Source organism: Acidaminococcus sp. CAG:542, from assembly GCF_000437815.1.
Classification (GTDB): Bacteria; Bacillota; Negativicutes; order Acidaminococcales; family Acidaminococcaceae; genus Acidaminococcus.
The window spans coordinates 37,058-56,888 of record NZ_FR902078.1; the positions used below are offsets into that span (position 1 = coordinate 37,058).

The following is a 19,831-nucleotide window of genomic DNA, read 5'->3' on the forward strand; positions in this document are numbered from 1 at the left end:
AGCCGCTGGCCCCGATTGAAATACATCGGCATTGCGGGGGTCATCCTGCTGATGCTGTACTACACCACGGTCACCGGGTGGATGCTGAACTACTGCTGGCTCCATCTGAAGGGAACCTTTGTGGGCCAGTCTCCGGCCTTTATCCAAACCACCTTCCAGCAGATGCTGGCCCAGCCTCTTTCCATGGGCTTCTGGACCTTCCTGTCCTGCCTCCTGGGGTTCCTGGTCTGCTATATGGGACTGGAAAAAGGCATCGAGCGGATTACCAAAGTAATGATGAGCGCCCTGCTGCTCCTGATGATCATCCTGGCGGTCCATTCCCTGTTCCTGCCGGGAGCGGAAAAGGGCATTGAATTCTACCTGGTACCCAATTTCGCTTCTCTGGAAAAACTGGGCTGGGGAAATGTGATCTATGCCGCCATGAGCCAGGCCTTTTTCACCCTCAGCGCCGGCAACGGAGCCATGATGATCTTTGCTTCCTATATGGACAAAAAGCGGAGCCTGCCGGGAGAAGCCCTGACCATCACCGCTCTGGACACCTTTGTGGCTCTCATGAGCGGCTTCATCATCATCCCCGCCTGCTTCGCCTATGGAATCCAGCCGGATGCCGGCCCTTCCCTGATCTTCCTCACCATCCCCAACCTGTTCACTCTGATGCCGGGAGGCCAGATCTGGGGCAGCCTGTTCTTTGTGTTCCTGTCCTTTGCAGCCCTGTCCACGGTGATTGCGGTCATGGAAAGCATCATTGCCTGCTTCCGGGAACTGCTGGGCTGGGACCGGCCCAAAGCCGCCTGGTTCGTATTTGCCCTCATTGCCCTGGGCAGCATTCCCTGCGTCCTGGGCTTCAACCTGTGGAGCAGCTTCCAGCCTCTGGGACCGGGCACCGGTGTCCTGGATCTGGAAGATTTCATTGTATCCAACAACCTGCTGCCCCTGGGCGGTCTGACCTTTGTGCTGTTCTGCACCCGGAAAAACGGTTGGGGCTGGACCCACTTCCTGGAGGAAGTGAACCAGGGTGCCGGCCGGAACCTGGCTGACCAATGGAAACTGTATTACACCTACGGCCTGCCCCTGGTGATCCTGGCCATCTACCTGAAAGGCTACGACGACCTGTTCGCCAAACAGGGCCCCGCCGCCCTGGCCCAGTGGATGGTCATCGCCCTGGTGTTTTTGGGGTGGATCGGGTATTGCGTGAAGGGACGCGGAACAAAAAAAGAATAAGAAAAACGGGGGTGCTGCACGCAACGTGCAGCACCCCCTCTGTTTACCGTTCCAACTCCTGCACCGTCACTCCCGGATGCCGGTACTGGTCTTCTTTCAATACCACCCGACCCCGGGCGGTGATGGCCTGATGGGGACAGCCATGGAGGCAGGCCAGGCAGTGGAGGCAGTGATTCCCCATCACCGCCGCTTTTTCCCCCAGATGTATGTTTTCCACAGGGCACAGCCGTACACATTCCCCGCAGCGGACACACCGGTCCGGTGCCACCTGCACAGCCAGATACCAGTTCCCGATTTTCCGTCCCAGCCAGGTGTCAAAAAGCCCGGCCAGCAGGGAATCCTGTTCCTGGGAATGGTCTTCCTTCCGTTTTTTCACCGCTTCCGCCCCTTCCCGGACCAGGGCCTCCTCCTTGTCCAGTTTTTTCAGGTCATACCCTATATGGGATTTCATGCAGATGGTGCTGTTGGCGATAAGCGGTACTGCCCGGCTCCAGGCAAGATGGCAGCCCTTTTCTCCCAAGAGCTGCTGAAGGGTCCGGAAGGTCCGGCCCCAGGTACTGCCGCAGGTGGCCAGAGCATACACATAGGCGCCTTCCGGGAAAGCGTGGCTGCGGACAAAATCCTGCACATTGGCAGGCACATCCCCGTAGTACACCGGGAACACCAGGCCGACGGCCGGCCCTTCCAGTGTCTTTTCCCTGGTCCGGGTGACGGAACAGATCCCGTCCCCCAGGGCGGCGGCCAGTTTCCGGGCCAGGGCCAGGGAATTGCCGGTGGTGGAAAAATAATAGATCATGGTTTGCTTCCTTTCCTGATACAGAAAATCCAGCGTCTCAAAGAGACCGCTGGATTTTTTTCGGTTTCCGGTTTTCGTCCAGGGATACGTACACAAACAGGGCATCCGCCGCCCGGACGGGCTCCTGGTCTTCCTGTTCCGGTTCCAGCCAGGCCACCACTTCCACCTCCATGGAGGTGTTCCCCACCCGGATCACCCGGCCTTCCAGCTGAAGAACCGTACCGTAGGGGATGGGCACGTAAAAGTTCATGCCTTTTACAGCAGCTGTGGTCACCCGGGTCCAGGCGAACCGGTGGGCAGTGATCCCGCTCAGTTCGTCCATCCAGCCCATAAGGGTGCCACCGAAAAGGTGTCCGGCGGAATTGGCCATGGACAGCATCACGGACCGGGTCATGATCACCGGCTGGTTGTGTTCCAGCTTCATGCCTGCTCCTGGAGAGCGGCTTTCAGCACTTCTTCAAAGGCTTCCGCTACCGCCTGGTACCCTTCCTTGTTGGGATGGAGGCCATCCTGGAACATGCTCCGGCCGGTTTTCTTTTCCGCTTCGCTGAGGACCTGTTCATAGTCCAGCACCGGAAGATTCCGGCGTTCTGCTTCTTCCTGGAGCCATTGACGGTATTCCCGGAGAGCCGCATTGTGCTTTTCAAATTCACTGGGCAGCTGCCAGCCCTTTTCCGTACTTTCGATCCGGGTCAAAGGCGGGATTCCCAGGATCACAATGGGTAGCCCTGCATCCCGGGCCTTGTCCAGAGTACCGGCCATGTTTTCTTCAATGGAGCTCATGGGTTCGTCCAGCAGGATGTCGTTCATGCCGCAGCACAGGAACACCCCGTCGGCCTTTTCATCCACCACATCCATTTTGAACATACCCCACATGACCAGGGTCAGTTTGCCCCCGGCAGCGTTGTTCACCACTTCAAAGCCCATCTTTTTGGAAGCGATGTCATACCAGGTGTTGGCCAGGGTTTCGTTGGTGCAGCTTACCAGGCTGTCACCGATAAAAGCCATTTTCATGAAAATTTCTCCTTCAGTCTTTTTTGCTGAAATCCACACCCTGGTTCAGAGCCTCCAGGGCGTTGATCACCACCTGGCTCATGAGCTTGGAGCCCACCACCAGGGCGTTTTCGTTGGGACAGAGTTTGGCGTTGTGGAGGCCGTGGACCGGTTCCCCTTCGGTGCCGCAGCCCAGCCACAGGAAGCAGCCAGGGATATCCTGCATGTAGAAGCCGAAGTCTTCCGCCGTCAGATCCGGCACCACATGGGACACCAGACCTTTTTCCCCCAGCACCTGCCGGGCCGTATCCTCCACCACTTTTTCCGGAACCGGCCAGTTGTCCAGTACCGGGTAGCCATAGTAATAGTTGAATTCGCAGTCCACGCCTGCAGAGGCCTTCAGGCCGTCCAGGATGCCCTGGATGAATTCCGGGATCCGTTTCCGGTTGGTTTCGTCCAGGGTCCGGATGGTCCCTTCCAGGGTCACTTCATCAGGCACCACATTATACCGGGATCCCCCGTGGATGGTACCGATGTTGATGGTGGCCGTGGCCAGAGGGCTCACCCGCCGGCTGACAATGTGGCTCACCTGCTGGAGGAAGTCCGCTGCCGCCATAATGGCATCGATGCCTTCCTGAGGATGGCCTGCATGGGAAGTCCGGCCTTTGATCACCACCTTGATCCGGTCGGAACCGGCCATCATGGCCCCGGGCTTTACCCCGATCTGTCCGCAGACAAAGTTGGGCCATACATGGAGACCGAATACCGCCTTTACGTCCTTCAGGAATCCGTCTTTGATCATGTACCGGGCGCCGCCGGTGGGAGCCAGCTCTTCCGAAGGCTGGAACAGCAGCCGGACGCTGCCCTGGATCTCGTCTTTCCGCCGGAGCAGCCGAAGAACCGTTTCCAGCAGGGTGGTCATGTGGATGTCATGGCCGCAGGCATGCATCACCCCGGGATTTTTCGAGGCATAGGGCAGTCCTGTATCTTCCCTGACGGAAAGGGCGTCCATATCCGCCCGGAGAGCCACCATGGGCCCGGGTTTGTTTCCGGTGATGGTAGCCGCCACCCCGTAGTGGCCCTGGCCCCGGACCGGATCCAGTCCCAGGTCCTTCAGGATATGGAAAATCTTCTCCGAGGTATTCTTTTCTTCCGTGCTCACTTCCGGGTGTTCGTGGAACCACCGGCGCCATTCAATACATTGCGCTTCCAAAGCATCTTCCGTCATATGCAGTACATCCATGGAAATCTCCTCCAAAATCCAATGAAAACATCAGAAAAACTTTGCAATCAACAGGGTTATTCTACCATTTTTGGGGAGATTTGGAAATGGGTCTGTTGCCTGAGCAACAGCCCCGTCAACGGTCAAAGGCCAATGGAGAATATCTGCCAAAGACAGCTGCGTTTCCATTCAAAAATTTGCCTGCAAATTTGTCAGTGGGCCAGTGACCAGTGACCGCTGACAAAAAATACGGCCCCGGGAAGCTCCCGGAGCCGTATTTTTTCACTCATGCATATTCCTCTCCGTCCCACAGGACGATGGTCCCGGTTTCCAGGGACTTGGGCACGTTGATGATCCGCTGGTTTTCGCTGCCTTTGAAACGCAGGTTCAGGTTCTTTTTGCTTTCCACAAATTCCCCGTCCACCAGCACATCCAGGTACCCCAGCATCTCCCGGGTAATGGCCGGGTCCCCCAGCTTTCCAGCCAGCATGTCGTGGTCGAAAAGATAGCCGCTGTAGCACCAGATGGTCTTTTTCGGATACCGCTCCCGGATATGCCGCAGCACTCCCACCAGCACTTCCTGGTTGGCCGGTTCGAAGGGTTCCCCTCCCAGAAGGGAGAACCCCCGGATGTACTCCGGTTCCAGGTCTTCCAGGATTTCCTTCAGCTGGGCCTGGGTAAAGGGCTTGCCGAAGGCGAAATCCCAGGTTTCCTGGTTGAAACAGCCTTTGCAGTGGTGGGTACAGCCGCTGACGTACAGGGAAACCCGTACCCCGGGGCCGTTGGCCACGTCACATTTTTTGATGGTTGCGTAATTCAACGAAAAGCCCCCTTACAGATGCAGTACTCTGGATTTGATTTCTTTGGTCTTCCCCACGTTCCAGAAGTTTTCTCCCAGATAGCCGCAGGTCCGCCGGGTCACGTTCATCTTGGACTGATCCTTGTTGTGGCACTGAGGGCATTCCCATTCCAGCTTGTCGTTGATCTGGATTTCCCCGTCAAAGCCGCACACCTGGCAGTAGTCGGATTTGGTGTTGAATTCCGCATACTGGATGTTGTCGTAGATAAACCGGACCACATCCTCGATGGCGGTGGGGTTCTTCTTCATGTTGGGGATTTCCACATAGGAAATGCAGCCGCCGGAGGAAATGGGCTGGAACTGGGCTTCGAACTTGAACTTGCTGAAGGCATCGATGGGTTCCCGCACATCCACATGGTAGGAGTTGGTGTAATACCCTTTGTCGGTAATGTCCTTGATGGTACCGAACCGTTCCTTGTCGATCCGGGCAAACCGGTAGCACAGGGATTCTGCCGGCGTGCCGTACAGGGCAAAGCCCAGGCCGGTCTGTGCCTTCCAGTCATCGCAGGCTTTCCGCAGCCGCTTCATCACCCGCATGGCGAATTCTTCCCCTTCAGGAGTGGTGTGGCTGCAGCCTTTCATGGCCTTGGTGCATTCGTACAGGCCGATGTACCCCAGGCTCAGGGTGGAATAGCCCCCTTCCAGCAGCTTGTCGATGGTTTCCCCTTTCTTCAGACGGGCAATGGCGCCGTTCTGCCAGTGGATGGGGCTTACATCGCTGCGAATCCCCTTCAGGGCATTGTGCCGGACCATCAGAGCATCGTAGCACAGTTCCAGCCGTTCATCCAGCAGCTTCCAGAACTTTTCCTCGTCCCCTTTGGCCAGGATCCCGATCTGGGGCAGGTTCAGGGACACAACCCCCTGGTTGAACCGGCCTTCGAACTTGTAGTTGCCCTTTTCATCCTTCCAGGGAGACAGGAAGGACCGGCAGCCCATGGGGGAGAACACGTTCCCCTGGTAGATTTCCCGCATCTTCTTGGCGGAAATGTAGTCCGGATACATCCGTTTGATGGAGCACTGGACCGCCAGTTTGGTCAGGTAGTCATATTTGCCGCCTTTCAGGCAGTTGAATTCGTCCAGCACATAGACCAGTTTGGGGAAGGCCGGGGTCACATAGACGCCCACTTCGTTTTTGATGCCTTCCAGCCGCTGCCGGAGGATTTCCGCAATGATCTGGGCATTTTCTTCGATGTATTCGTCATTGGGGTCCAGGTGCAGGAACAGCGTCACAAAGGGAGACTGCCCGTTGGTGGTCATCAGGGTGTTGATCTGGTACTGGATGGTCTGGACGCCGCTGGCCAGTTCGTCCTTCATCCGGCTGTCCAGGATGGCTTCCATTTCTTCTTCCGGCAGCTGGCCATGGGTAGTTTCAATCAGGCGCTTGCGGAATTTTTCCCGGCTCCGGCGCAGGTATTTGCCCAGGTGGGACACGTCCACGGACTGGCCGCCATACTGGGCGGACGCCACAGAAGCGATGATCTGGGTCATAACGGTGCAGGCCACCTGGAAGCTCTTGGGGCTTTCGATCAGTTTGCCGTGCATCACCGTGCCGTTGTCCAGCATATCCCCCAGATTCACCAGGCAGCAGTTGAACATGGGCTGGATGAAATAATCCGCATCATGGAAGTGGATTTCCCCCAGGTCATGGGCCTTGGAGATCTTCTCCGGCAGCACTACCCGGCGGGTCAGGTCACGGGATACTTCCCCGGCGATCAGGTCACGCTGGGTGGATACCATCACTGCATTCTTGTTGGAGTTCTCCTCCATTACGTCCTTGTTCTTGTTGCTGATCAGGCTCAGGATGGAATCATCGGTGGTGTTGGCCTTCCGGACCAGGGCCCGGTTATACCGGTAGATGATATAAGCCTTGGCCAGTTCATAATGGCCCCGGACCATGATCTGCTTTTCCACCATGTCCTGGATGTCTTCCACCAGCAGTCTCTTTTTATTTTTATGCTCTACGAAGGAAGCTATCTCTTCGATGTCTTCCTGTCCCAGCCGTTCTTTTTCTTCCACTGCCTTGTTGGCTTTGGATATGGCAGTGACGATCTTGTTCCGGTCAAAAGAAACCGTGGATCCGTCCCGTTTGATAACCTTCATGGCCGCTCCCCCTTAGAATATTTATTGATAATTTACCGTATTTAAGAATAACTATCCTTATTATACATGAAAAACTGCAACTGTACAAATCCTTTTTCCAGTTCCGCACTTGTCGCTGATAGATATGATACACCAAAACTCCCGTTTCAGCAACTATATCTTGTGGCAAAAATCGTTTTATACCCCAAAAGAACACTATAGATAGTGTGTTTCCTTGGAAAGCACGGCTGTTACGTTTTTTCGCGCTCCAGGCTCTTTCCGTACCGGGACAGTCCAGGACCCACCCAAAGAAAAAGAGGACGGAATGGGCTTCTCCGTCCTCTGTTACAAATTTTCAAGTTTACAGTGAAACCAGGTGACACTCTCCGGTCACTTGTCTTCGGCAGCCAGCCGTTCCTGGAATTCCTGCCGGATGGCGGTCAGTTCTTCCGGATTCTCCACCAGTTCCAGAACCGTATCCGCCAGGATCTTGGCCCCAAAGGCCACGGCCTTGTGGGCGGCTTCACTTTTCCCGGCAGCAATGAATTCCGGGGAATGGGAACTGGTGCCGTCGGGCACAAAGGCCACCCGGATGCAGGACCCTGGGACCCGGTGCATTACATTGGCAAAATCCGTGGATCCGGTGCGCTGCCGGGGAGGCTGACAGTTGGGGGCCTGAAGTGCCCGGGCATGCTTCATCAGGATGTCGTTGAGCTGAAGGTTGGGGATCTTGTTGTCCAGGATTTTCCCCACTTTGGCCTCCACTTCCGTTTCCGTCATCAGAGCCGCCCCCTGGAAGATCTTTTCCAGCCGGACCATCAGTTCCTTCACCGCTTTTACAGTATTGGCCCGTACCATCACCTGGGCTTTGGTGAGACTGGGCACCACATTGGCAGCAGTACCGCCTCCGTCAGTAATGTTGTAATGGAGCCGCACATCGTCAGTCACATGCTCCCGGAGACATTCCATGCCGTGGAAGGCCAGGCACATGGCATCCAGGCTGCTCCGGCCCGCTTCCGGTTTCAGGGCCGCATGGGCGGCTTTTCCATGGTAGGTCAGGTCATATTCTGCATTGGCCAGGCATTTGATGTCCGTCTGGGTGGCCGGCCCCCCGTGCATCATCAGGGCCACATCCAGCTCTTCAAAGGTACAGCCGTTCCGGATCATAATGTATTTGCCGCTGATGTTTTCTTCTCCGGGAGTCCCGTACACCGTCAGGGTAAAAGGATTGTCCCCGGCTGCCTGCCGGATGGCCTCTGCCGCCCCCAGGATCGCCGGTCCCTGCATCTGATGGCCGCAGCCATGGCCCATGCCCGGCAGGGCGTCGTATTCGCACAGGAGCCCCAGATTGGGTCCCCCTTCTCCGTTTTTCCACACAGCCCGGAAGGCGGTCTCCAGGCCCCCGATGCCCCGGGTCACGGCAAAACCGTGGGCTTCCAGCCAGTCCGTCAGCAGTTTGCTGGCAAACACCTCATGAGGTCCGATTTCCGGATGGTCAAAAATGGCATCTGCCATGTCCGTCAGTTCTTTTGCATGTCCGTCCACCCAGTTATTGGCCCGGGCAATCATTTCATCCAGCATCTTTTTCTCCTTCCGCAGGTCCCTGACCGATTTTCTCTCCGGTCACCCACTCTGCACTCTTCACTCTTCACTATTCCCTCTGCACTCTTCACTCTGCACTCTTCACTCAAAGTATCACATGGGTCCCAGATGGATGAACTGGGCGATAGAGGCCAGGATACAGCCTACAATCAGCCAGATCAGGAACAGTTTCCACATGAACCGCATCCACCGGTCATAAGGGATATTGGTAACACTCAGGGTCCCCATGAGGGCGGTGGAGGTGGGCAGCACATAGTTGCAGAATCCGTCCCCGAAGTTGAAGGCCAGCACCGTGGTCTGCCGGGTCACCCCCAGCACATCCGCCAGAGGGGTCAGGATGGGCATCACTGCCACCGCCTGGCCGCTGCCGCTGGTGAGGAAAATGTTGATGACGGTGTTGGCCAGGACCATCCCCGGTGCGATTACCACCGCCGGCAGCCCTTCCAGCAGGGAGGACAGACTGTGGACGATGGTGTAGGTAATCTTCCCGTCATTCATAATGGTGCTGATGGCAGTGGCCATGCCGATGATGTAGGCGGCTCCCAGCATCTGTTTGCTGCCGTCGATGAGATCTTTGCACATTTCATTGGCACTGGCGCCGTTGACCAGGTCCGCCACCACCGCGTACACCAGGAACAGGGCGGACATTTCGCTCATACCCCATTTCAGGGCAATGGCTCCGTAAATGATCACCACAAAAGTAATGACAAGGAGCACCAGGGGCAGTACTTTGTTCCGGTCCAGGATGCCGGTCTTTTCCAGATCCATGGCATCTCCGGAAGCCTTTGCCTCCTGATCCAGATCGTACATGGGGCTCAGTTCCGGACGGGCCTTCACCTTTTTGGCATACCGGATCAGGAAAATATTGGTGACGATATAATAGACCACAAAGCAGAAGGCCCGGTATCCCAGCCCGGAATAAGGGGGCAGTTCCGCAATGTTCTGGGCCACCACCGTGGTGTACATGTTCAGGGTGCCGGTGGAAAACCCGATGGCCCCGCCCAGGAGCATAATGGCCGCCCCGGTGAGAGAATCCAGCCCCATGGCCATGGCCAGCATCACCATGACCGGCGCAAAAGGAATGAAGGTGTTGGCTCCCTGGGTGGTGCAGATCAGCCCGAAAATCAGGGTGAGCACCGGGATGAACACATCCAGCCGGTCAGAGAACTTCCGGGCTCCCAGGGCCAGGATGGCCTGAAGGGAACCGGTTTTGGTCACCACATGGAAGGCGGACCCGGCCATAAGGATCACCATCACCAGGTCGATCCTTTTGCTGAAAGCCTGGATAATGTACAGGGGAATCTTCAGAGGATTGACCCCGGAACTTTTCACATAGTGGAAGGTAGCCGGATCCACCACCTTTTTCCCGCTGGCATTCTTCACAAAATCATACATCCCTGCGGGAATGATCCAGGTCAGGATCACCGCAGCTACAATCAGGGCAAAAATAATGATAAAGGTGTGAGGCACCTTCATCTTCTTCACCGTTTTCCCATTGGCCATACCAGTCACTTCCCTTTCCCCGGGCAATGCCCGGTCTGTTGTTGTTCTGATACCTGTATTGTACGGGGCATTGTGCGAAAATTCAAATTGTGGTATTTTATTAAGTGATAAATTTTTTCAATCGTTTTTTCAAACCCCTCTGCTGAAAGGAGTCCGGCCATGGTCCTGAATCTCCGCCAGCTGCAGTATCTCTGTACCCTGGCTGAAACCGGCAGCTACCATACGGCTGCCCGTAAACTGTACATTACCCAGCCTACCCTGAGCATTGCTGTGAAAAAGCTGGAAGAACGGCTCCATCAACCGCTGTTCATCCGCCAAAGCAAGCAGGTGGTGCCCACCGAAGCCGGAGAACTGGTGCTGGCAGCCGCCCGGGAGATGCTGGCCCTGGACCGGGAGCTGGAAGGAAGGCTCCAGGCGCTCCAGGAAAACCGAAAAGACCGGCTGCGAATTGGTACCTATCTGATTTTTTCGGCCCTGCTGATGCCCACTTTAATGACTCAGTTCCACAAAAGCCATCCCCAGGTGGAACTCCGGCTCCAGCACAGGCACTATCAGGAACTGATCCAGGATCTGGCCCGGGACCAGTTCGATCTGATCCTCTGCTTCCAGGATGCTCCAAATCCCGATTTTGTCTGCCGCAGGCTCCGGCAGGAAGGATTCCTGGTGGTATTGCCGGCAGACCATCCTCTCTGCCAAAAGGCCCGTCCCCTGCCCGACAGCCGTTTCCCCTATCTGCCTGGAGAACTGCTGAAAGAAGAAACGTTCCTCCTCCAAAGCCACAGCCAGCAGATCCGGCTCCAGGAAGACAAACTGCTGGCAGATCTGGGAAAAATTCCCCGTACCAGGGAAATCGAAAACATTGAAACAGCCGTCCGCCTGGCTGCCGGAGGAATGGGCATCGCTTTCTGTATGGAATCCTACACCCAGGCCTTCCACACCTCCAAACCGGTCCGGTATTTCCGTACCGGGGACCCGGCCCGGTACCCCTGGCTCACCATCTGCTACAAAAAAGAAAAAGCCAAAAGCAAAAACCTCCTGGCCTTTGTGGACCTGATCCAAAAGACCGTGGAGGAGATATTGTAAAAGGGGGTGTTGCCTGCATAAGCAACACCCCCGTCAACGGTCAGTTCCTTTACACCAGCCCCTTCTCCTTTGCCGCTGCCAGGAGTTTTTCCCGGAAGGCGGGATGGGCCACGCTGACCAGTTCTTTCACCCGTTCCTTTACCGAGGCCCCCCGCAGCCAAGCCACTCCATACTCAGTGACCACATAGTCTATGTCGTTCCGGGAGGTTGACACCACAGTTCCAGGACGGAAACAGGGGACGATTTTGGATTTCAGCACCTTTTCCCCCTTTGCATTCCGGGCGGCATACACGGACCGGAGAGCCAGGATGGATTTCCCTCCGGGAGACAGCTGGGCCCCCTGGATGGTTTCCGTCTGGGCCCCGGTGGCGGAAAACTGGGCAAACCCCATGGATTCTGCGGCAATCTGCCCGGTAAGGTCGATTTCCAGCCCGGTGTTCAGGGACACCATGTTCCGATTCCGGGCGATGATCCTGGGTTCATTGGCAAAGGTCCCTCTGCGGAATATCACCCCCGGATTCCCGTCCAGAAAGTCATAGAGCTTCTGGGACCCGTTGGCAAAGGCGCAGAGGGAGACTCCCTCCTGGAACCCTTTCCGGCTGTTGTCCACGGCTCCGCACCGGATCAGGTCCATCAGGCTGTCACTGAACAGCCCGGAATGGATTCCCAAATGATGCCGGACCTTCAGTTCTTCTGCCACAGCGCTGGGAATGTGCCCCACCCCCAGCTGGAGGGTGGATCCGTCCGGGATCAGTTCCGCCACCTGGGCGGCAATCTTCCGGTCCAGGTCCCCCAGACCGGGCACCGGGGATACGGGAGGCTTCCGGTCCGTTTCCACAAAGGCTGTGACCTGGGAAATGGGCAGCAGGGTATCCCCCCAGGTCCGGGGAAAATGGGGGCTTACTTCCAGGAGCACCACCGCTCCCCGGTCGATGATGTCCCGTTCGAACAGGGCGGACAGGGACAGGGAAAAATACCCGTGGGCATCCATGGGAGAAGCCGTAGCCAGGAGTACCGGCCGCCGGTTCCGGGCCTCCACCCGCTGGAGAGTCTTCCGGACAAGGCTGGTGGATCCGGCGGGAAGGAAGCTGCACAGACCTTCTGTATGAGCCTTCCGGGTGGGGGCACTGAAGAACCAGGACACATGGTCCAGGGTTCCGGCCATGGAGGGATCATGGTACCAGGGCAGATCCGCCATGGGCATACAGGAGTTGTAGGTAATGCCTTTCCGGCCCCGTTTTTTCAAGAGGGGCATGGCTTCCAGCAAAGTCACCGGCTCCGCCATGGCCTGGGCGGACAGCACATAGTCCCCGTCCCGGAGTTCCTCCAGCACTTCCCCTGCACTGTTTTTCCGTTTGCGATTGTATTCCTCTGAAAGGCTCATGGATGGTTTCTCCTTTGTTTTTTCTCCATTATACCAAAAAAAGAGGCTGTTGCCTAAGCAACAGCCTCTTTTAGAATTCTCTTACAGGCTTTCTGCGAAAGCTTCCAGAGCGGTCTGAGCCTGACCAAAGTCGCGTGTCATCTGGTCCACACCAATCTTCACATGAGGAATGTGATGTGCATCCAGAGCCTTCTTCAGATCAGGATATTCCATTTCTTCCGGATCGCAGAACTGCATCATGAATACCACAACGCCTTCGGCGCCGCTGTCTTTCACCAGCTGGCACACATGTTCAGCACGGGCGTTCTTGGCGAATTCCGGATCGTACAGCAGAACATCGTTCTTCTGTTTGGAGAAGTGTACGGCCAGAGCCTGGAGACCATTGTCCAGATCTTCCGGAGCGTCTACAGCGAAGCTGCGGCTTTCGTAAGCGCAGTCGTCAGCAGCCACGGCCAGTTTGTTGTCGTCCATGGCCTTCAGGATACCGGGCATGTTGTAGATGATGCCGGAAACAACCACTTTGTGGCCGTCGAACTTGCCGGCAGGAGCAGCTGCCAGTTCCTTGTTCAGTTCTTCCAGCTTTGCGGTGTATTCATCCTTCAGCATGAAGTAAGCGGCACGGAGGATGGCGGCACGGGTGGAAGCAGGGATCAGATCAGGATGTTCGTTGGCCAGTTTGCAGAATTCACGGCGGGCAGCACGGCTCTTGTTGTACACTTTGATGGCATTCAGGATGGCATCATTGGTGATTTCATGGCCGCAGATTTCTTCCAGATGGCCTTTCACTTCGTTGTAGGCATCATAGGTGAACTGCTTGCCGGCTGCAGTCTGACGAACCTGGGGATGAGCCAGGAAAATAACGGGCATCTTGTCCTTCATGGCCACTTTGATGTTCTGGCTCATGGGACGCAGGGTGTCGCACAGAACCGGGGTGATGATCCCGGACAGGCCGTCCAGGGTCCCGTCCAGCAGCATTTCCAGGGACTGCTGAGCCAGGGTGCAGTAGAAGGAAGCACAGTATTCCTTGGAACGGATTTCCTGCTTGCCGTTGCAGCCCCATACGCCCATGGGAACCATGCCTGCAGCATAGACCAGTTCTTCAGGCACATAGTAAGGCATGCAGCCAATGGCTTTTTTGCCCTGGGCTTTATAGTTGGCCAGCATGGTCTTCGGGCTGGCAGATACTTTTTTGAACTCTTCAATAAGTGCACTGATAGCCATTGTTATTTCCCCTTCTTTTCATCATTTGCTTCCATGGCTTCGACCAAGCCCTGAACACGGGTCTCATACTGAGCCGCGTTGAAGTTTCTCGGGTCAGCCTGGTCACCGTCGAATCCAGCAGTGGGGATACCCATGTCTTTGGTGAAACGACGCTGCATTTCAGGCATGTAGCCGCTCCAGGGTTTGCAGGACCGGTTGTAATGAACCAGTACCCCATCAACCTTGTTGTCCCGGATCAGGCCTTCACGCCAGGCAACACCCTGTTCAATGCTGACAGAGTTCGGAGCCTTGCAGTAGGCTTTGACCAGTTCGTCCAAGTTGTTGTACACGAACCCGAAAGCAGGGGCATACACAACGCCGGTGATGTTCAGGCCGTTGGCTTTCAGCGGTTTGAACAGGTTCGGCAGTTTCGGCCAGCAGGGGATCCCTTCGAACATGATACGATGCTGTTCTTTGAAGGGAGCGGTGGAAGTGCCTTCCTTCACATGCTGTTCCAGTTCCTTGGCCAGCAGTTCGAAAGCTTCAGCAGCTTCCACACGGCCACGGGCGGTTACCACGTCAGCCATATGGTTGAACAGGTCGAACCCGTTGAACGGAGCCGGTTTGTACTGCAGATAGTCGCAAACCTTCAACCAAGCTTTGGCGGTACGGTTGGCGTTCTGGCAGCACTGTTCGAATTTGTCTTCATCGAACTTCTTGCCGGTGATTTCTTCCATTTGACGGATGGCCGTATCCAGCTGGGACCGGATGTATTTTACGTTGGCTTCGTTTACATGGTCGAATTCGTTGTAAGGAACGTCGATCATGATCAAAGGAATGTTGTGCCGACGGGCAATGTCTTCATACCATTTGGTCATGCAGTTGCAAATGTTGTTGCAGCACAGCAGGAAATCCGGCTGAGGCATGGTCATCTGACGGTATTTGTGCAGTGCGTTCTGACGGCGGGTCTTTTCTTCCCCTTCCGGCAGGGCAGCGATTTCATAGATGTTGTCTACCGTAGCATAGGGTTTCAGGGTCTTGGGATCGATCACGGGTTTGCCGTTTTCGTCGAAGACTTTCTTCCCATCGGCATCTTTCATCTGTTTCCCGCTGTTGGGGTTGATGACATAGTTGCCGTCTTTGTCCATCTTATTGGCACCGCGGAAACCTGCGGAATAAGCCAGGGAAATACGGGCATAGCCGCAGATATCGTTGTCGTACCCCATATCTTCAGCAGCCTGGCACATCACTTCGCCGTCACGGTTGGCAGCGATGCCGGCAGCCTGGTTTTCAGGATACCCTACATGCAGACCGAAAGATTCTGCCAGTTCGCAGGGGAACTTGGAAGAGGACCAGCCTACTTTTTCTCCTCTTTCTTTGGCTTCCCGCAGTTCTCTGTAAACCTTTTCAACAACATCTCTCAATGCCTGAACGCCAGGGCTTACTTTCTTTGGCATAATGATCCTTCCTTCTTTACATGGTATGCAGCTTATTTGGCTGCTTTTTTATACGCGTACAAAGCGGCACCCAGGGCGCCGTTGTACTGAGCCAGGGGAGAAGTCTTGATTTCCACACCAAGGCCTTCTTCCAGAGCCTCTCTCACGCCATAGTTCTGGGCCACACCGCCGGTCATCACAACATCCTTCACAACCCCCACCCGGTTGGCAAGGCCAATGACACGGCTGGCCACGGAACGATGGATCCCGGCAATGATGTCGTCCTTGTCGGTTCCTTTGGACAGCTGGCTGATGACTTCACTTTCAGCAAATACGGTGCAGGTGGAGCTGATGGCCACCCGTTTGGTGGATTTGGCTCCCAGTGCAGCCAGGTCAGAAACCTTCACTTCCAGGATATTGGCCATAACATCCAGGAAACGGCCAGTACCGGCAGCGCATTTATCATTCATCTGGAAATTGGTCATGGTCCCGTTTTCCACATGGATGACTTTCACGTCCTGACCACCGATATCGATGACCGTATGGACGTTGGGCCAGATAAAGCTGGCGCCCATGGCATGACAGCTCAGTTCGCTCATCTGCTTGTCGGCAATGCCTTCCAGCGAATTGCGCCCGTAACCGGTAGCCAGGGTAAAGGCCATGTCTTCTTTTTTCATGTGGGCATTTTCCAGGACTTCCGCAATAGAACGTGCGGGACCGGAAGTTCCGGTCCCCACGTCTACCAGGGATTTTGCCACGATCTCTTTTCCGTCTTTCAGGATAATGCACTTGGATGCAGTAGATCCAACATCGATTCCCAAGGTATAGATACTCATTAAAACAGTTCCTCCGTAAGGATTATTTCTTTACGAAAGTCTCGAACTCTCTGATGGCACGAGGCAGCAGCATCTGATGGAACGGGCAGATGCTTTCCGGATTCTGATAAGCAGCTTCCGTGAAGGCTTCCACATACCCGCGGATTTTGTTCATGTCTACGATTTCGTCTACCAGACCCAGTTCGGCGCAGACTTTCGGACGAGATTTGGTGTAGAAAGCCTGGATCAGGTTGTTCATCTTGTCGATGGTCGGCTGCAGATCCTTGCCGGCTTTCCGGTCTTTGGCCAGTCTCCGGGAGTACATGGCGGTAGCGGCGGTTTCACCGTTCATAACGGCGATTTCTGTAGCGGCCGTACCGATGGAGAAGGCGTTGGTATCGTTGCCCTGAGGCCCGCCCAGTACATAGTGTGCAGCAGCGGTGCCCTTTCTCAGGGTGATTTCGAATTGAGGGATGTGGGAAGTCTGGATGGAGTAGATCAGGGACTGGCCCAGACCCAGCAGTTCAGCCTTTTCCGCATCGTTGCCCACATCGATCCCGGTGGTGTCCTGGATCCAGACAATGGGCAGACGGTCTCTGGCGCAGAGAGTGACGAATTCATTCATCTTCACCAGACCCTGACGGTACAGCTTGCCGCCGATACCCACAGAGCCGGCAGCCTTGTATTCAGGGTAGTTCATCAACAGGCCCTGGACGTTGGCCACAACGCCCACCAGCAGGCCGTTGACTTTGGCCAGGCCGGTAACCATTTCAGGACCGTAGCCTTTCTTGTATTCCCGCATTTCGCTGTTGTCGAACAGACGGCCGATAACATTGTAGATGTCATAAGCCCGTTTGTCGTTCAGGGGAACCATGGTGTACAGATCGTCAGCCGGGAATGCCGGTGCTTTCGGATCGTCCACCCGGAAGAATTCAGGATCGTATTTGGGCAGCATGCCTACATACTTCTTGATCCCTTCCAGAACGCCTTCTTCGGAAGCATAGACTTCCCGGATGAAACCGGTTTCGGTGTAGTGGATGTCGACAGCTCCCGGAGGTTCGGTCTTGCCGGTACGGTCCACCATGTCAGCGATTTCGTTGGCATATTCCAGGTCCACATGGCCTTTGGGGTTCATGCCGCCCATAATGCCGGCGCCGCCTACAGCCATGTTGGCTTTTTCATGGGCAATGATCACCGTGGGGCTGATGGAATGATAGCCGCCGCCGGCAGGGTTGGTGCCGTAGATGCCCACGATGACGGGAATGCCCAGCTGGTTCAGTTCAGCGTTCCGGAAGAAGGGAGTACCGCCGCCACGACGGTTGGGGTATACCTTTTCCTGTTCGTCGAACTTAACGCCGGAGCAGTTCAGCACATACACCAGAGGCACGTGCAGGGTCTTGGCAGTGTCGGAAGCCCGCAGCAGGCATTCAGCCTGGCCAGGGACCCAGGCGCCGGCCAGCTTCTTGTTGTCGGAAGCCACCACTACGCACCATTTGCCGTTTACACGGCCCAGGCCCTTGACGATGGCCACGGAGCCGTTCTTGTTGCCCTGAGGATTGAACAGGGTGTTCAGGGGTCTCCAGGAGCCCGGTTCCACCAGTTTTTCAATTCTCTGGAGAGCGGTCAGTTCCCCTCTCTTGTTTACATCAGCATCTGCCTTGCCGGCTTCCTGAGCGGCTTTGATCAGCTGATGGATCTCTTCTTCGATCTTTTTCAGCTGTTCTTCATTGGCGGCATCCACCTTTTTCAGGGGTTTGCCCACCTGAGGCATTTGTTGGAAATATCTAGGCATAGAGTAAAAACCCATTTAACTTCTTCCTCCCGAATGTCTTATTTTGCTTCCGGAGCAGGGACTTTGATGAAAGCCTGGCCCGGGTCGATTTCTTCACGGATCAGTTTGATAACTGCCGGATCCGGAGCTTCCAGTTCCACAGCCTTGGATACATCCAGGTCGAACCCGGTGTTTTCCAGGACGTCTTCCGGAGAAGAAGTGGGATAGTAGGCAGCCAGATACATCCGTTTGGTCTTTTCGTCGAATTTCAGGATCCCTTTGTCGGTTACTACCAGCTGAGGTCCAACATCGCCGGGCAGACCCAGTCTTTCACGTCCGCCAGGGCCGTCGATCCAGCCCGGGCTGGTCACATAGTCGATTTTCTGCATGAATCTGCGTTTTTCATGCTGCATCATAATGATGGTGTTGGAATAGGTGGCAATGCCGTTAGCGCCGCCGGACCCGGTGAAACGGGTTTTCGGATGATGGTAGTCGCCGATGGAGGTGGAGTTCACGTTGCCGTAGGGGTCGATCTGAGCGCCGCCGATGAAGGCGATCAGACGGTTGGCCTTGTGCAGGTATTCGTTGATTTCGAAGCCGACGAACCGGACATTCGGCCAGATGCAGCCGCAGTGAGCCATGAACCGCAGGTCACCAACGGAACGGGGAACTTCCACAGGGGAGCAGTCCATCAGACCGCTTTCCACGATGATGTGGCAGTCAGGAGCATAAACTCTCTTGGCCACGCTGGCGCCGATCAGAGGCAGACCGGTACCAACCGTTACAACCTGACCATTTTTGATCTGTTTGGCAATGGTCACAGCCTGCATTTCCTTATTGGTATAATTCGTGTAATCAGCCATTGTTATTTGTCCTCCTTCGTCATGTCAATGTGATAGCCCAGACCGGGAACAACCTTCAGGTTGATCAGACGAGTGGCACCCAGTTTGTTCAGGTATTCGTCATGATCCTTCAGGTCGAACACCCATTCTTTGCAGAAAGCATCGAAGTCTTCCTGGGTCTTGGAGACCTGGTCATAGACTTTCAGGAACGGGTTGTCGTAGTCATACAGGCCATAGCACTGAGACGGATGAGCACCGTAAGGAGCCAGGACAACGGCATCTACGCACATGCCGGGAATGTCGTTCTTGGTGGGATCTCTTCTGATTTCTTCATTGGAGATGATCTCTTCGCAGGTAACGATGGTGTATTTGGCTGCTTCCGCAATATCCACATCCTGGAATTTGCCGCCCCAGATGCGTACGGTGCCATCAGGAGAAGCCTGCTGAGCGTGGATGATGGCCACATCGATCTGAGGAACAGGAACAGCCACCACTTTTTCACCCGGTTTGAAGGGGTTGTCGATGTATTTGAACTTGTCATCAGGAACTTTGTCCAGGGTCTTCCGGACTTCCTTGCTGATGCCCCATTCATCGGTGAGGCCGGAGCCCTGCATCAGGGTTACAGGCAGGAAGGGCAGGCCCAGAGCAGCGGCATGCCACATCATGTAGATAACATCCTGGGAATAGTCTTCCATGGTCAGCTTGCCGGCTTCGAACCATTTTCTGAACCGTCTGGAAACGTTGGTTACACCGGAGTTGGCGGTATAGCAGTTGATGTAGGCTTTCACACGGCCGTTGCCGATCAGCATATCCCAGTCGCCGCCGGCAGCACCGCCCAGACCGGTCAGGTCCGTGATGCCCTGTCTCAGGATTTCAAACACAGCCGCATAGGGTTTACGGTCAGTCGTAAAGCCACCCAGAGCAATGTGATCACCACTGTGCACATACTTGGCGATTGCGTCTTTTAACGTCATTACTTTACTCAAAGCAAAAACCTCCTTAAAATCCTTCCTAGTTTGTGAAAC

17 protein-coding genes are annotated in these 19,831 nt (G+C 55.4%); 2 read left to right on the plus strand and 15 right to left on the minus strand.

All coding sequences use genetic code 11. The annotated features are described in order from the left end of the window. On the plus strand, window positions 1-1,221 hold a 1,221-nt coding region (locus QVO43_RS06105; RefSeq protein ID WP_288174633.1), incomplete at its 5' end, for a sodium-dependent transporter. 43 nt (window positions 1,222-1,264) lie between these two features. Here the strand turns inward: QVO43_RS06105 and QVO43_RS06110 are convergent. The 8 genes from QVO43_RS06110 to QVO43_RS06145 all read right to left on the minus strand — a co-directional run bounded on the left by QVO43_RS06110 (window position 1,265) and on the right by QVO43_RS06145 (window position 10,275). Next, the gene (locus QVO43_RS06110; RefSeq protein WP_022487662.1) at window positions 1,265-2,017 is read right to left on the minus strand and encodes an EFR1 family ferrodoxin; all 753 of its coding nucleotides are present in this window, start codon (window positions 2,015-2,017) and stop codon (window positions 1,265-1,267) included. 37 nt (window positions 2,018-2,054) lie between these two features. Beyond that, window positions 2,055-2,441 (minus strand): acyl-CoA thioesterase, encoded by a 387-nt coding sequence (locus QVO43_RS06115; RefSeq protein ID WP_022487663.1) that lies wholly within the window; start codon window positions 2,439-2,441, stop codon window positions 2,055-2,057. Next, a complete protein-coding gene (locus QVO43_RS06120; protein ID WP_022487664.1) occupies window positions 2,438-3,031 on the minus strand; it encodes an SGNH/GDSL hydrolase family protein in 594 nt (197 codons plus the stop codon). Before QVO43_RS06120 ends, QVO43_RS06115 begins: the two co-directional genes overlap by 4 nt. A gap of 13 nt (window positions 3,032-3,044) precedes the next feature. Then, a complete protein-coding gene (locus QVO43_RS06125) occupies window positions 3,045-4,253 on the minus strand; it encodes a M20 metallopeptidase family protein (RefSeq protein WP_022487665.1) in 1,209 nt (402 codons plus the stop codon). 265 nt (window positions 4,254-4,518) lie between these two features. Beyond that, window positions 4,519-5,052 carry an anaerobic ribonucleoside-triphosphate reductase activating protein gene (nrdG, locus tag QVO43_RS06130; RefSeq protein WP_022487666.1) on the minus strand — a complete coding sequence of 178 codons (534 nt, stop codon included), beginning with the start codon at window positions 5,050-5,052 and terminating at the stop codon, window positions 4,519-4,521. 12 nt (window positions 5,053-5,064) lie between these two features. Beyond that, a complete protein-coding gene (nrdD, locus tag QVO43_RS06135) occupies window positions 5,065-7,191 on the minus strand; it encodes an anaerobic ribonucleoside-triphosphate reductase (protein WP_022487667.1) in 2,127 nt (708 codons plus the stop codon). A gap of 369 nt (window positions 7,192-7,560) precedes the next feature. Continuing rightward, window positions 7,561-8,751, minus strand: a complete 1,191-nt coding sequence (locus QVO43_RS06140) for a M20 family metallopeptidase (protein ID WP_022487668.1) — start codon at window positions 8,749-8,751, stop codon at window positions 7,561-7,563. Between the two features lie 114 nt (window positions 8,752-8,865). Next, window positions 8,866-10,275, minus strand: coding sequence for a YfcC family protein (locus tag QVO43_RS06145; RefSeq protein ID WP_022487669.1), 1,410 nt, complete (start codon window positions 10,273-10,275; stop codon window positions 8,866-8,868). Window positions 10,276-10,434: 159 nt separating this feature from the next. Here QVO43_RS06145 and QVO43_RS06150 point away from each other — a divergent pair, with 159 nt between their 5' ends. Then, window positions 10,435-11,358: a LysR family transcriptional regulator gene (locus tag QVO43_RS06150; protein WP_022487670.1), complete on the plus strand. Its 924-nt coding sequence runs from the start codon at window positions 10,435-10,437 to the stop codon at window positions 11,356-11,358. Window positions 11,359-11,407: 49 nt separating this feature from the next. On the opposite strand, the gene QVO43_RS06155 is transcribed toward QVO43_RS06150, so the two are convergent. The 7 genes from QVO43_RS06155 to gctA form a co-directional block, all read right to left on the minus strand. Then, complete coding sequence (locus QVO43_RS06155) at window positions 11,408-12,742, minus strand: acetyl-CoA hydrolase/transferase family protein (RefSeq protein WP_022487671.1); 1,335 nt, start codon at window positions 12,740-12,742, stop codon at window positions 11,408-11,410. Window positions 12,743-12,823: 81 nt separating this feature from the next. Next, window positions 12,824-13,963 (minus strand): (R)-2-hydroxyglutaryl-CoA dehydratase subunit beta, encoded by a 1,140-nt coding sequence (gene hgdB, locus QVO43_RS06160; protein WP_022487672.1) that lies wholly within the window; start codon window positions 13,961-13,963, stop codon window positions 12,824-12,826. Window positions 13,964-13,965: 2 nt separating this feature from the next. Further along, window positions 13,966-15,399 carry a (R)-2-hydroxyglutaryl-CoA dehydratase subunit alpha gene (hgdA, locus tag QVO43_RS06165; protein WP_022487673.1) on the minus strand — a complete coding sequence of 478 codons (1,434 nt, stop codon included), beginning with the start codon at window positions 15,397-15,399 and terminating at the stop codon, window positions 13,966-13,968. Between the two features lie 32 nt (window positions 15,400-15,431). Further along, window positions 15,432-16,214: a (R)-2-hydroxyglutaryl-CoA dehydratase activase HgdC gene (gene hgdC / locus QVO43_RS06170; RefSeq protein WP_022487674.1), complete on the minus strand. Its 783-nt coding sequence runs from the start codon at window positions 16,212-16,214 to the stop codon at window positions 15,432-15,434. A gap of 22 nt (window positions 16,215-16,236) precedes the next feature. After that, the gene (gene gcdA / locus QVO43_RS06175; RefSeq protein ID WP_022487675.1) at window positions 16,237-18,000 is read right to left on the minus strand and encodes a sodium ion-translocating glutaconyl-CoA decarboxylase subunit alpha; all 1,764 of its coding nucleotides are present in this window, start codon (window positions 17,998-18,000) and stop codon (window positions 16,237-16,239) included. A gap of 23 nt (window positions 18,001-18,023) precedes the next feature. Then, window positions 18,024-18,827, minus strand: a complete 804-nt coding sequence (gene gctB, locus QVO43_RS06180; protein WP_022487676.1) for a glutaconate CoA-transferase subunit B — start codon at window positions 18,825-18,827, stop codon at window positions 18,024-18,026. A 2-nt stretch (window positions 18,828-18,829) separates the two neighbouring features. Continuing rightward, the gene (gene gctA / locus QVO43_RS06185; protein ID WP_022487677.1) at window positions 18,830-19,792 is read right to left on the minus strand and encodes a glutaconate CoA-transferase subunit A; all 963 of its coding nucleotides are present in this window, start codon (window positions 19,790-19,792) and stop codon (window positions 18,830-18,832) included. Window positions 19,793-19,831 lie beyond the last annotated feature (39 nt).

Bases quoted from the DNA above. Each gene is read 5' to 3' on its own strand.
- QVO43_RS06110 (WP_022487662.1), bottom strand. From the start codon at position 2,017: ATGATCTATTATTTTTCCACCACCGGCAATTCCCTGGCCCTGGCCCGG.
- QVO43_RS06140 (WP_022487668.1), bottom strand. From the start codon at position 8,751: ATGCTGGATGAAATGATTGCCCGGGCCAATAACTGGGTGGACGGACAT.
- QVO43_RS06115 (WP_022487663.1), bottom strand. From the start codon at position 2,441: ATGAAGCTGGAACACAACCAGCCGGTGATCATGACCCGGTCCGTGATG.
- gcdA (WP_022487675.1), bottom strand. From the start codon at position 18,000: ATGGGTTTTTACTCTATGCCTAGATATTTCCAACAAATGCCTCAGGTG.
- hgdA (WP_022487673.1), bottom strand. From the start codon at position 15,399: ATGCCAAAGAAAGTAAGCCCTGGCGTTCAGGCATTGAGAGATGTTGTT.
- QVO43_RS06120 (WP_022487664.1), bottom strand. From the start codon at position 3,031: ATGAAAATGGCTTTTATCGGTGACAGCCTGGTAAGCTGCACCAACGAA.
- QVO43_RS06125 (WP_022487665.1), bottom strand. From the start codon at position 4,253: ATGGATGTACTGCATATGACGGAAGATGCTTTGGAAGCGCAATGTATT.
- gctB (WP_022487676.1), bottom strand. From the start codon at position 18,827: ATGGCTGATTACACGAATTATACCAATAAGGAAATGCAGGCTGTGACC.
- nrdD (WP_022487667.1), bottom strand. From the start codon at position 7,191: ATGAAGGTTATCAAACGGGACGGATCCACGGTTTCTTTTGACCGGAAC.
- hgdB (WP_022487672.1), bottom strand. From the start codon at position 13,963: ATGGCTATCAGTGCACTTATTGAAGAGTTCAAAAAAGTATCTGCCAGC.
- QVO43_RS06155 (WP_022487671.1), bottom strand. From the start codon at position 12,742: ATGAGCCTTTCAGAGGAATACAATCGCAAACGGAAAAACAGTGCAGGG.
- QVO43_RS06150 (WP_022487670.1), top strand. From the start codon at position 10,435: ATGGTCCTGAATCTCCGCCAGCTGCAGTATCTCTGTACCCTGGCTGAA.
- QVO43_RS06145 (WP_022487669.1), bottom strand. From the start codon at position 10,275: ATGGCCAATGGGAAAACGGTGAAGAAGATGAAGGTGCCTCACACCTTT.
- hgdC (WP_022487674.1), bottom strand. From the start codon at position 16,214: ATGAGTATCTATACCTTGGGAATCGATGTTGGATCTACTGCATCCAAG.